Source organism: Vibrio sp. 10N.286.49.B3, from assembly GCF_002873395.1.
Taxonomy (GTDB): Bacteria; Pseudomonadota; Gammaproteobacteria; order Enterobacterales; family Vibrionaceae; genus Vibrio.
Genome location: NZ_MCUV01000004.1, coordinates 1 through 13865 on the forward strand (window position 1 = coordinate 1; position 13865 = coordinate 13865).

Genomic DNA, 13865 nt, shown 5'->3' on the forward strand with positions numbered 1-13865 from the left:
TCATCAGTCGCGACATAAATACGCTCAAAGTACCCTAAAACTTGCTCAACAACTCTCGCGATCATCGGTTTACCGCAAATATCGAGTAATGGTTTTCCTGGTAAACGAGAAGATCCAAAACGAGCAGGAATAACAATTCTAATTTTAGACATAAAAAACCTTTAATTAATAGATTGGCTATGCTGTTCAATTACAGCAAACATTTCATCGGGGTGGTCAATAGTATAATTAGCTAAAGATGAAGTCGTTTCTGCCTGATAAGATACCCATACCGATGCAATATCACTATTTGCAGCACCAATAATATCGCACTCATAAGAGTCACCAATATGAATAACTTCACTGGCTTGTACTTTTGCTAAGTTAAGTGCCTTAGTAAAAATAGATTGAGCAGGCTTCTCTTCTGGCTCATCACCTCCCACAATAATATGATCGGCATATTGGCTCATTGCAACAGCTTTTAATTTAGGATGCTGTGAAAACCCAGGGCCATTAGTAATAACAACAAGGGTATATTTTTCTCTAAGTGCAACAAGCTTATCTTCAACGCCAGCAAAAAAGTCAAAGTGATCCATTCTTGACTGATCAAAAGTAACCTGTAAGGCGAGAGCTTCCTCTTTGCTGATCAATACATCCTGCTCTCTAGCAATTAGGATAATAAGATGTGTTCGATACTCTAATTCATCATTTAATAGCGTTAGTAACTCAGGATAATCTGCATGAAGCCGTTTATAAAAACCATCGGTATAACGCTGTACAAAAAGGTTAGAGTCCATCATTGGGTAATGACGTTCAATCGATTCTGTTAACGCCTCACTTGCTTTTCGGTTTGAATAACTTGTATCGCAAAGTGTTTCATCCATATCAAAAAATATAGCTTTTAACATCTGTATACCTATTGCAAAAATCAGATAAAAATAAAGCAACCATCGGTTGCTTTATTTGATTATATTCCATCTTTATTACACGGAATCTAATAACTATCCTATGACAGGCTATCTTCTAGATATGGACGACCTTTAACAGCTTCATTGATTTCAACTAGCACCGTTAGCATCTCTTCCATCTTATCTAATGGAATCATATTTGGTCCATCACATAAAGCATTGTTAGGATCTGGATGGGTTTCCATAAAGATACCATCCACGCCCACAGCAACCGCTGCACGAGCAATAGGCGGAACATAAATACGGTTACCACCAGTAGAACCATTTAGCGTTCCTGGCATTTGCACACTGTGTGTAGCATCGATAATAACCTTACATCCAGTTTCACGCATAATTGCTAAACCAGGCATATAGTTAATTAAAGCCCCAAAACCAAAGCTCGTACCACGATCGCATACCCAAATATCATCATTTCCAACAGCACGGCACTTTTCAACAACAGGCATCATGTCATGAGGTGACATCCACTGCCCTTTCTTGATGTTAACCGGCTTACCTAAAGCAGCAACGCGTTGAATAAATTCTGTTTGACGAACTAAGAAAGCAGGCGTTTGCAGAACATCTACAACCGATGCAACTTCATCAAGTGGTGTTGTATCATGAACATCCGTTAATACTTTTACGCCTAGCTCTTTTTTTGCTTTTTCTAGAATACGTAGACCTTCATCGATACCAGGGCCAGTGAAAGCTGAAGCACTAGAGCGGTTTGCTTTTGTAAAAGATGACTTAGCAATATATTCAATGCCAAGTTTATTCGTAATTTCTTGTAACTTCCCAAACGTATCTAGTACCAAACCTTCTGACTCGATAACACATGGACCTGCGATTAAAAACATATTTCTTCCTGTTCCTTACAAAAGGTAATGAGTAAAATTATAATTTCTACTATTAAAGTAATAACAAATATTTGACTTTAAATCCTAGAAACCTCAACAAACGCAGCTATGAATAATATTTAACAGTCAGACTCCCCTTTAAAAGGATATAAATTTTTATATTTCATCATCATTTTTTTAGCTTTTTTTGTTCTATTTCTCATCCATGATTTATTATTTAAAGGCCTAGGTAGTGCAGGAATACCTGCTGCTATATGTCGAGAAGGCACATCTTTAGTCACTACTGAGCCTAAAGCAATAATACTGCAAGCTCCAATACGAACATCTTTAAGAATGCTAACTCCATAACCAACCCAAGTATAAGGCTCTATAATAACAGATTTTTTAGGTTCATTTATTTGCACCATAGATTCCATATCAACAATAGGATGTCCATCAGCTCCACGAATGATAACATTTTCAGCTAACATGCAGTCATCACCAATTATAATAGAAGCAGCAAAACCAGTTGTTGATCCACCTAGGTTCCATGTATTATTTGAGGTAGTTGTAACTCCATTGCCTACCACTATAGAACCTTCACTTCTATTAGCTAAAATTGAAGTACTTTTAAGATCACAATTATCACCAATATAAACAGTAATATTGGATTGCTTTATTGATATAGATGTTTTTTTTAATTTTACATTTTCACCAATATAGATTTTAGTATTATTAACCCCTTCCCTAATTTTAATAATTAAACCAGGTAATGATTTTGTTTTAGTGTAGATTAAATTATTAAGTTTGAAATTTAATTTTTCTGAGTAATCCATATAATTACGTTCTGACAAATCAAAGCCATCTATTATTTTCAAGGATTCTGATTTGGTTATTTGATCCATTGAGTTAAACCTTAAGTCATAATAATTTGAAATGAAATACTTACTATTTAGTTGTTTGATTTATGCAACTTAAAAATAGCATCATTACCACTAGGACAACTTATCAATAACCCTCTGAACATCATGTGGAACATCTACTGCTAAAGAGCCAGAGTCAACTTCGACCATATCAACTAAATAATCAGATTCTAAAAATCTTAAAATTTCAATGTCTTCTACCTGCTCATGCTTTGTTTTTTCTTTATTTTGATAGAAAAAATTTAGCTGTTCTCTTGAGAAGGCATAAATACATACTTGCTTATAACCAAAATGATATTTCCCAGCTTTAGTCAAAGGTATACCTGATCTACTCATATAAAGTAATCTGCCAGATTGACTGAATGTAACTTTTGGCACAGTATATGAAAAGAACTCGGCCTCTGATGCTATAGGGCACATAGCGTTAGTAACATTGCCTGTTTTTAAAAATGCTTTAATAACTGTATTAATATCATCAGGGTTAATTAAAGGCTCATCTCCTTGGACATTAACAATAAAATCACAATTAAGCTGCAAATTTGCTTCTGCTAAACGATCTGTTCCTGTCAGACACTCAGCACTAGTCATTATAACTTGCCCACCAAAAATTTTAACTGCATCCTTTATACGTTCATCATCTGTTGCAACATAAACTTTATCACAGCCAACCGCTTCACAACATCGCTCCCAAACATGTTGAATCATAGGTTTTCCGCAAATATCAACAAGAGGTTTTCCAGGAAAACGACTTGAAGAAAAGCGAGCTGGGATGACTACAGAATAAGTCAATTTGTTATTAATCACTGATGTACCTCATTAAAATCATCTATTATTTGAAATTGATATGTGAGCTGTAAATCAATAACTTTATTCCTAACATTTGAATAAGGTAAGTATCCAATAAATTCAATTTCATTTATTTTTGAAGCTTCAAAATCAGATACAGCATCTCCAAACATAACAGCGTTAGTTGTTTTTTCAGCCTCTAAAATAGACCGTACCAAATCATTTTTAGGTGTTGGCGACCCATATATTTCTTTAAAGTATAGATCTAGTCCTCTTTGTACAAAGATGTCCCTCAACTCTTGTTGCTCAGAGCCACTTGCTACATATTTATTCCCATTCAACGAGCTAATTAATGATATAAAACCAGGTGTAACATCTGCATTTAAATATAACTCTTTACATTGGGATGAAAATAAAGATAGTAATTTACTTTTAAGCGTATCTTTATTTTCTTCCACTGGTAAAAAGTCATTAAAAAACACATCTACATGATGAAATCGTGATCTACCAAAATTATTCGAAAAATAATTAACACATTGATTAATTTCTTCATCTTTAAAAGAAAGAGCACGAAGTGCTCTTTCCATTGCGTCAATTTTCAATTGGTTTGAATTTAAAATAACACCATCACAATCAAAAATATAAACATCATAATTATGAATGGATTGCATAAATAGAGCCTTTTGTTATTGGGTAAGAGGTTGGTGTTAAAGAAACAATAGATTGTGCTTTTGATAAATTTCCGTATTGAGCAATGATATCTAACATTTCAGTTTGTCGACGATCACCTTTATCATAGCCATCAAACCCAACTAAATTAATTTTACTTGGGTTTGCCATAACCAACAAACCAAACAAATAAGCGCTAGTTAAATCATAAGGTGCATTTATCAATTCATCTTCAACTGAAAAATGATTGCAATTGCTATTAAATCCTACATCAAGAATTGTTAAATCTTTAATTACATTGATTTCTTCACTACTAAACCGATGCTTAGGTAAAATAACAGGTACCTGAATATCTTTATATAATACAGATTCAGATAGGAACTTAGCATTATGTGAAACAACAACATAATCCATCAAAGCTTCATCTAAATGCTTATTTAAATTAACCGATATAACAATTGGTTTCTTTTCTTTTATATATAACTCAATTGCATTTTTGTAGCGCTCGCAACTACTACCATTTGCCACAACTAATACTTCTTCACCTACAAACTTATTCACTAAATCTGTTGTTCCACCAATATCTTTTGTCGATGATGTAAAGCTCAATGCTGTTTCAAGTACCGAACCATTATACGAAGTGGTTCCTTCAAGGTTATTTAAATAACCAATCGCACCTACGATTTCTTCAGTGCCATAGTGTTTATTTGATAATAAATTTTGAATATAGGTTGGGTGTACATCATTTTGTGCACCTAGAAAGTACAGTAAGTTGCTTCCCCAACCATAATTTTTTTGCATTGACTCAAAATGACGAATGACAAGATCGTAGACTGGTTTGGCATTATATTTATTGCAACCTTGTTTTTCTATCACTGCCAATAGGTTTTCAGTTTGAGTATTACCTGCGCCACGTCCCATACCAGTAATAGTTGTATCTAACCAAGTCACACCTGCTTTTGATGCAGCTAATGTATTATCAAGCCCTTTTCCCATGTTATTATGAGTATGGATTCCTAAATCGCCCTCCCACTCTTGACGTAATGCTGCAACAATGCGTTCAACTTCTGTACTATCCATATTACCTAAAGAATCAGCAAAATAGAGCGTATCTAAAACTTCCCACTCTTTAGCTTGTCTAGCCTTATCTGCAATAACTTCATTAGGCTTTCCACCTGCTTGCATAAGATTATAACCAACAAGATAACCCATCGATTTTAATTTTTTCACAATAGGTCCAGAGTGTTCAACTTCAGTGAAGTGAGCAGCAACACGAACGAGACTAATCTTACTTTCGACTGCAGGAATAAATAACGCATCAATTGCTGCTTCTACACCTAAAGGTGAAGATAAAATTGTTTTAGCATCAACCATTACTCCATATATTGGACCATCAGGTAAGTTTAATGTTCTCAGGTGCTTTTCTGTTGTATAAGCATACGCACCTAAAAAGCCGACTTGAGGGAAATTCCGTAAGCCTAACTCTACATAATCAATATTTGCCTCCATCACTGAGGCTAAATAAGCCTCAACAACTTCAGGAGCAAAGTCCCAATTATTGTAGTAGCCACCATCTCGTAAAGTACAATCTAAAATTTTCATATAAGCACACTTTAATATTAAAAAAACAATTATCTCACAATGAAGATAAAATGAAGTAAACATGTTTTTAAATACATAGCAAAATATAATGACACATACTCTACAGGAGTATCAAAAAACTTATTCAGAAGATACGACCAAATAAAAAACAGATTATAAATCAACTTCAACCATCATCAAAAAACTTCTTTATATTGCTTATTAAAACAACAGCAAAGTAATATCTAGCACTTCAAGCCCCTGATATTAAAACTAAATATTTACAATAAACCTAAAAATAAGCACAGTAGCTTTAAATTAATATTCATCCTTACATTCACTCAGTAATAATACGTATCTTCATGACTTAAAACACATAGACAGTACGGCATATGAGTTAATGATGATTTCCGTTATATTATATATAACCAACCATAGATAAATAATCTTTCACTTTCACTTTCACTTTCACTTTCAAAGTGAAAATTAATATTGAATAGTGAGCACCTGAAGTTAATAAACATCATTTATAGAATGCAAATTATCAACGAAGTGCGCACATAAAAGTGATGTTACCTAGTCAAGTTTAATGCATCACCTTGTCGCTAAATTAATAACTGGATATTCTGGCTTATTTTCTATAATCCATTCAATGCAATCGTCAATTTCGCATCGTTGATGTGTTTCTGGATGAAAAAACATTGTGTAATTAAAGTAAAATCCTGCGAACAAAGATTCTATAGATATATCTCGTCTCGGGTTATCCATTTTTACCATATCATGGGTAAGTCCCCACCCAGAGTAAAAAGGAACACCGAAGCAACGTACTGACTTTTTAGCTAATAAAGCTTCAAAACCAACACCACTTGTCATAACATAGACTTCATCTACTTGTTTAATTAGTGAAATCACATTACATTGCTGATCGATAATAGTTAATTTATCGTTGCTTAAAAGGTGGCTAATTGCATTCAAATTCCCTCCTTTTGCACCAGCGACGGTTTCAGGGTGCAACTTTAATATCACCTCACTATCAGTTTGAGATAAAGCAAATTCAACCATATCAGTAAATGAGTAACTTTCACATTGACCATAAATTATTGAGTTATCATTTTCAGTTTGATCTATAACTAATATTCTATGACTGGTTTTTTTTCTTTCCAAGATAATATCTGGTGAATTATTATATTTCGTAATATTATTATCAACTATCTTATCTATCATTCTTTTTGCATGAACAATTTTATCAATAGATAATATTTCCTGACTAGAATTAAGAATACTCTCTATTCTAGATGGGCTGGTCGTATCATAAAAAATACCGATATCATCAAGTATTAATGAAAAATTAAATTTTTTGTCACTTGGTAAATTCATCGATGAAATAAAACCATATTCAACCAATATATAATCACCATTATAATTTAAAGCATGGTTTTTTGCTGCAATACCTGTAGGTGAGCGACCAAACCCTAATATACAAGGTTTAAAGTCCATTTCTGACTTTAGGTTTTTTAAATGATTATCTAGTAATGCAGGGCTTATAAACTCTGCATTGTTACTGTTAAAATCATATTGTTGTAAAACTTTAGAAGTACATATTAATGGGTTTGAACCGTTGATTTTTTCAATTGAAAATTCATTATTTGCTTCAGTACAACTATGAGTACTTATTGTGTTAATATTATTTCCTATTCGTTTTTCTAATGACTCTTTTTTCATTAAAAATGATTGAGGGGTAATTATATCACTTCCTGGTTTAAAACAAATTTCATCAAATATTTTTTTCTCATTAGACCAATTATGACGAATTCCAGCATAGGCACTTGAATCACTACAATGATACACTTCATCAATATCACTCTGTTCGGAAAAAGATACACCATAATAATGATGAGGATGAAGTGGACCTATTAGCTTATACAGTGAATAGCACATCATTAAGCCTGATGTTGGAGGGCAACCTAGTTTTGATTGTAGTTCATAAAAATGATTTTTATTAAAAAAGCTTAATGAAATGCTTTCATCGACATAACCAAACATCGATTCCCAATCAGGGTATGGTCTATTAATTCTATTCGAGCCACTGAAAATAATTAATTTTAAATTTGGATCTATGTTATTTTTCACGTATGGGTGAAAAGGCATTCTAACCCATACATCTACTTTTGACCCATAATCTTGGCAATGTGGATAATCTGTTGAGTATGAATTAAATCTAATTACTAAACTGGTACTATCAATTAACGAACCTTTCTTCTTACCAATTTCATTTGGAGCATTTCCTACAATACAAACTGAACCGTTAGCTTTTAAAACAAGTTCTTCAAATTTATTTTGTTCTGATAAAACTTTTGAAAATCCTTTGTCTTCTGAGTCGGTAATTAAATTTTTGGCTACATTGCTTGCTTTACTTAGCTTGTACCTTAAAGGTAAAAAATTTTTTCCGTTCACATTAGTAGTTAAAGCTTTTTTATAAAATAAATTTGATTCTGAAATCTTTCCTATTTCACTTAACATTGAAGCATAAAGTAACGATAAATTGCCATATGCTTTAGATTTCTTTTGCTCAGAAGAGCAAGATGCTAAAACATTTTTTATTTGTTTTAATATATCTTCTGATAAGTTAAAAGCTTCCCACATGAAATAAAAGTAAGCATAGTAGCGATGATTAAACGTAGGGTCTAATGATAAAGAACGCTTAAAATCATTTGCAGTGCTCATTGTTAACTCACCAAGTTTTAATCTATACTGAGCTCTTAAATAATAAGCTTGAGATGTTGCCCCTTGGATAATCATTTTTTCATCTAATAGAGAAATTAATTCTTTATATTCACCTTTAGATGATAATAACAATTCATTTACTTCGAAGTATTCATTACTACCTTTAATTAAATTAAGAGTATTTATGTCATCTTCGATGCCTTCATAAATTAATAAATTTCTTAGGCACTGAACAATGTTATCGTACCTATCCGTTCTAACAAAATCTTTTGAGTTATTTTTACATGAATTATTCGATACCTTTTTCATTCTAATTAGTAACTCAATACATTCCTCTACTGTAATATATTCTTTTTTATATGGGTCAAAGTATTTAGGGTATAGTATGTAAGCGCCAGCAACCAACTCTTGAATTGACAATTCACGTTTTCTTCTTATGTTACTTTGTCTATCATCTGTCAACCCCCAACCAGAATAAAAAGGGCAACCTAAAGTTGTTACTTTTGTCCCTCTTAATAAAGCTTCAAATCCAGCTAAAGATGTTATTGTATAGACATGATCAATTGTAGTAAGTGATTCAGAAAGTGGTATATCACACTCTATAACCTCACAAATATGTTTAAGCTTATTATGAACAGAAATGGCTTTACGCTTATTGTTTATAACATCTGGGTGAGGCTTATATAAAATTTGCGAGTCTGGGTTCTCCAATACTGCAATATTAATTAAGTCATTATTTGTTAAATTATCTTCGCACCCATACTTTATTGAAGTATTATTTTCAATTTGACCTATAACTAAAACCCTATGTTTTGTTTTTGCTCCATATATATCTTCAATATTAACTGAATTAGAATGGTTGTATTTACTTAACTTATTATCCACCAGATTCTTAATAAGATTATCAGCTCTTTGTAATAATTTTTCATCTAATGAAAAGTCATAATTATTAAAAATATCCTCTAAATCAGAAGAAGAGCGCGAATCAAAGTATAAAGTCCCACTTTTATCTAGCACAAGAGAAGCTGGTAATTCATGATCAAATCCCAAGCCAATTGAATGAAAAAATCCATCCTCCATTCTATATAAGCTTACTCCCCTCTCCTTAGCTAAAGTAGTAAATTCAGGGTCTTCATTATAACCCCAAATAATGATTCTATGATTTATTGAATCTCCATCTATCTTAGCAAAAACTTTTTTCGCTGACATGCTGAATTTATAAAAAACCCAATCATATTCTGGGTATTTATTTTCTATATACTTTCTTTTCCAGTCATTAATTAATATACCATGTGCTACTGGTTTTCTTTTCACTTCAATTAATGAGTGGTTTGAATTGTTTTTTTCAATAAGGTAGTGCATATTGACTAAAACATCTTTTAATTTTATTCTTTCCGGTAAGAATGGATCAAAATAATCAGGGTATAATATATAAGCACCAGCAAAAACTTCTTCTACTGTCAATGTTCTAGTGCGTCTTGGGTTATATTGTAGATCTTGAGTCAATCCCCATCCACTATAAAATGGGCAGCCCATTGTTGTAACTTTTATGCCTCGAAGAAGTGCTTCAAAACCTGCCAATGACGTTATAGTATAAAGTTCATCAATTGAATCAAATGAATCAACTAAAGACAATGGCTCTGTAACTACATAAGCAAATTGGCTAATAACATCAAGCGAAGTTACTACTTCTCTCTTCCCTGCAAGCGTATCAGGATGAGGTTTAAAGAATATTTGAGCATCTGGGTGATCTTTACGGGCTTGAGAAACTAATGCACCATTATTCAATTTCCTATCTGCACCATATTTAATAGATGCATCACTTTCTACTTGTCCAATAACTAATATTCGCTTTACACCCTCAACTGCTGAGCAATATTTAGCATATATTTCTTCTGCAGATTTCCTTTCAATATGATTATATTTACTAACACCATTATTTAAAAGTAAATTCAATGACTCTCTAGCATTCGCCATTAATTCCTTATCACCACTAAAGTCATAAGTATTTAAAATATTCTCTAAATCAGAAGAAGAGCGAGAATCAAAGTATAAAGTCCCACTTTTATCTAGCACAAGAGAAGCTGGTAATTCATGATTTGCTCCTAACCCAATTGAACGAACGAAACCATCTTCCATCCTATATAGTTTAACTCCTTTCGCCTTAGCTAAGGTAGTAAAGTCAGAAATTTCATTATAACCCCAAACAATAATCCTATGCTTTGTTAAGTCCCCACACATTTCATCAAAAACTATTTTTGCTGATGTTTTAAATGGATAGAATATCCATTGATATTCAGGGTATTTCTCTTCAATATAAGCCCTCTTCCAGTGGTTTATACGTATACCATGAGCTATAGGACGAGAACTAGAATTAATTAGTTTGGCATTATTTCTTTTTCTTACACATTTCATTATAAAGGAATGGGATAAGAAACCTTTAAATATTGAAGTGTACTTTAATATTACATCTTTAGGTTTAAATATTACTGTTTTTATTTTTGATTGAATACTCATCCTTGATTTACCTTAATATAATGTATTAATTTGAATTAAACCTGTAACACTTTCAGAACTATTAAGTACAATAAGCGTCGATATATCATTGCTTTTCATTATTTCTTCAGCTTCATTTAGCATTTTACTTTCTAAACACGTTTTAGGTGACTGGCTCATCACACTCTTCGCTATTAATTCACTTAATGGTTTATCTGAAACCAATGAACGACGTAAATCACCATCTGTAATAATACCGACAAGATTGTTATCTTGGAGAACAATGGCAACACCTTTGCGTCCTTCGTTCATCTTAACAATAACATCCGTCATTTTATCTTCAGCATTAACAAGCGGTAAATTATTGCTTGTCATTACATCTTTAACTTTCGTTAATAAACGCTTACCTAGTGAACCACCTGGGTGGAAGCGTGCAAAATCATTAGGTTCGAATTGACGCATTTCCATTAGTGCTACAGCTAAAGCGTCACCAACGGCAATCGTTAATGTTGTTGATGTCGTTGGTGCTAAGTTATTAGGGCAAGCTTCTTTATCCATGACTAACTGCAATGTAGCGTCACTATTTTTGCTCAGCGTTGAGGTTGTCTTACCCGTAATCGCAATGGTTTTATTACCAAAAGAACGTAGAGAAGGGATAAGTTGAAGAACCTCATCAGTCTCACCACTATTAGAAATCAAAATAATGACATCTTCTTTAGTAATCATCCCTAAGTCGCCATGGAATGCTTCACTAGGATGTAAGAAAAAAGCTGGGGTGCCAGTCGATGCTAGTGTTGCCGCAATTTTAGTCCCTACATGGCCAGACTTACCCATGCCACAGATAATAACATGACCTTTACAGTTAAACATAAAGTCTAACGCTTTAAGATATTCTTCATTATCAATATTACTAGCCATAATATTGAGTGCATCGGCTTGCTGTGAGTATGTATTTTTGATGGAGCATACCGAAAACTCTTTTTTTTCATTTGACGTATAGTAAGTAGCAATATCTAAGTTTTTCATTGTTATTCTCAGTTTATTTTAATTCATTAATTGTGGCAAAAACTATTTTCATGGTCCCGGAAAAAATTATTAGTAGTAAAGCAAGTAATGAAATATTGTAAAATACTTCCGGATATTTGTTTTTTTCAGGTACTTTTGCTTGGTCAACAACAATTAGGAACTTTAACTGTCTATAAGCTTCTATGCGGGATTTTTCCATTGAAACCGTTGATGATGTAAATGATCTTATTGCCAGTTCTAAATCTATTTTTAGATTAGCAAACTCACTCAATACATTATTTATTGACTCTGAAGATTGTGAATCTGTTAATCGTGATTTTTCTTTTATCAACTGAGACTTTAAAGAGTTTAATTCATTCTTTACCGCTAACACTTGTGGTGCACTATCTGCCATCAAAGCTTGTAATGCTGTCAACTCAGTATTTTTTTTCGCTATTTCCCCTTCAATGGAATATGAAATTTGGCTTAATGCCATACTCTCCGTCTCAGGATCAAGTAAGTTATGTTTATTCTGAAAATCATTAATACTCTTCTGAGCACTTTGTAACCTAACTTCTACCTCTTGGTGTTCTTTTTTTATAAATGTTAGTTGCGCTTCAGCAAGTTGATGTCCGATATTATTGATAAACCATTCCGATCTTTCTGAGATGGCATTAACAATTTCATAAGATAGTATAGGTTCAAAAGCTTGGGCATAAACACTAATAGTTGATGACTTCTCGTCTATCTCAATAGTTAATAACTGTTGGTAATATTGATAAAAATCTTCATAGGAACTATCTTTACTCAAACGACTAAAAATATCATACTGATTATCAGTATAGTGTTCTTTTATGCTTAGATTGTCTTCTAGATAGTTAAGCATATCACTAGAATGTATATAAGACTGAACCAACTGAATATCTTGACTATTATTTGCAACTCCTAAACCGCTCAACAGTGCCATACTAGGATCCATGGTTGACATCCCGTCTGGTTGTTGAATGGTTAATTGTACTTTAGATTCATACCTTGGACTTGCTAATAAAAGTTGATATATAGAAAATATAACTAAAGGTACAACTATAATAAGAAGGAAAATTTTTTTCTTGATATATTTAATCATTGTATATCTATCTGTTGATTGCATGTTTCCACGTAGCATGATAACAGCATAAGGAAAAGAAAAAGAAAATAAGCGTGACAAAGTTTAGGTACATAATATCTAAACCATCAATACTATAAGTTGAATAAGCAAAGTGTCGAGAGTACTCTATCGCATGTAAAATGGGATTCCATGTGAAGTACTTCCATAACTCTGGGGGAATATCCTGCAGACTAAAAAATGCTCCCGATATAAAAATCAACGGCCTGAGTAGTAAAGTCCTTACTTTATTAACCTCTGGAATATAACAAATAATTAAAGATAGCAGTAACCCAATACTTGTAGCTAAGATCCAAATTTGGAAAAAGCAAAACATGACACCTAGTAAATTACTTATGCTTATTTCAACCCTAAGAAAGTAGGCAATAATAAAGATACAGATAACAACAACAATTCGGCTTAACAACTCAAATAAAGCTATTGCAATCACAGCACTGATAGGTTGAACTTGTCTAAAGGCAAAGAGTGGTTTACTCGAATTAATGGAAGAAGAAATTACACTTAATGTTTCCATGAAAAATCGAATTAACAGTATTCCATAGACCATAAAGAAGAATGTGGGCAAGGTATGGGTTTCCCCACCATCAATACTCCCCCTGATTAAAGTTAACACCATTATAAATATTAATGGTGAAACTACTGACCAACTTACTCCCAATTTATCATTAAATTTACTACGAATTTGTCGAACAAAGATAGCAAATATGACATCTTTCCAAACGGCAAGTATTGATCTCTTTCTTACTGAACCCAT

9 protein-coding genes and 2 pseudogenes are annotated in these 13865 nt (G+C 32.7%); all 11 read right to left on the reverse strand.

Annotated elements, in window-relative coordinates; all coding sequences use genetic code 11:
- A pseudogene (locus BCU68_RS03235) lies at nt 1-152 on the reverse strand (3-deoxy-manno-octulosonate cytidylyltransferase); the annotation flags it as partial.
- A gap of 9 nt (nt 153-161) precedes the next feature.
- Nucleotides 162-887 (reverse strand): HAD family hydrolase, encoded by a 726-nt coding sequence (locus tag BCU68_RS03240; protein ID WP_102563371.1) that lies wholly within the window; start codon nt 885-887, stop codon nt 162-164.
- A gap of 98 nt (nt 888-985) precedes the next feature.
- Nucleotides 986-1786: pseudogene (gene kdsA, locus BCU68_RS03245) on the reverse strand (3-deoxy-8-phosphooctulonate synthase); the annotation flags it as partial.
- A gap of 116 nt (nt 1787-1902) precedes the next feature.
- Nucleotides 1903-2667, reverse strand: coding sequence for a hypothetical protein (locus tag BCU68_RS03250; protein WP_102563373.1), 765 nt, complete (start codon nt 2665-2667; stop codon nt 1903-1905).
- A gap of 90 nt (nt 2668-2757) precedes the next feature.
- Nucleotides 2758-3489: a 3-deoxy-manno-octulosonate cytidylyltransferase gene (locus tag BCU68_RS03255; RefSeq protein WP_241901260.1), complete on the reverse strand. Its 732-nt coding sequence runs from the start codon at nt 3487-3489 to the stop codon at nt 2758-2760.
- Nucleotides 3486-4142, reverse strand: coding sequence for an HAD hydrolase-like protein (locus tag BCU68_RS03260; RefSeq protein ID WP_102563374.1), 657 nt, complete (start codon nt 4140-4142; stop codon nt 3486-3488). The genes BCU68_RS03255 and BCU68_RS03260 overlap by 4 nt, the downstream gene beginning before the upstream one ends.
- The gene (locus BCU68_RS03265) at nt 4126-5742 is read right to left on the reverse strand and encodes an aldolase catalytic domain-containing protein (protein WP_102563375.1); all 1617 of its coding nucleotides are present in this window, start codon (nt 5740-5742) and stop codon (nt 4126-4128) included. The genes BCU68_RS03260 and BCU68_RS03265 overlap by 17 nt, the downstream gene beginning before the upstream one ends.
- A gap of 573 nt (nt 5743-6315) precedes the next feature.
- Nucleotides 6316-10962 (reverse strand): hypothetical protein, encoded by a 4647-nt coding sequence (locus tag BCU68_RS03270; protein WP_102563376.1) that lies wholly within the window; start codon nt 10960-10962, stop codon nt 6316-6318.
- 12 nt (nt 10963-10974) lie between these two features.
- Complete coding sequence (locus tag BCU68_RS03275; protein ID WP_102563377.1) at nt 10975-11967, reverse strand: KpsF/GutQ family sugar-phosphate isomerase; 993 nt, start codon at nt 11965-11967, stop codon at nt 10975-10977.
- 13 nt (nt 11968-11980) lie between these two features.
- Nucleotides 11981-13096 carry a Wzz/FepE/Etk N-terminal domain-containing protein gene (locus BCU68_RS03280; protein ID WP_198591675.1) on the reverse strand — a complete coding sequence of 372 codons (1116 nt, stop codon included), beginning with the start codon at nt 13094-13096 and terminating at the stop codon, nt 11981-11983.
- Nucleotides 13080-13865 (reverse strand): ABC transporter permease, encoded by a 786-nt coding sequence (locus tag BCU68_RS03285; protein ID WP_102563379.1) that lies wholly within the window; start codon nt 13863-13865, stop codon nt 13080-13082. The genes BCU68_RS03280 and BCU68_RS03285 overlap by 17 nt, the downstream gene beginning before the upstream one ends.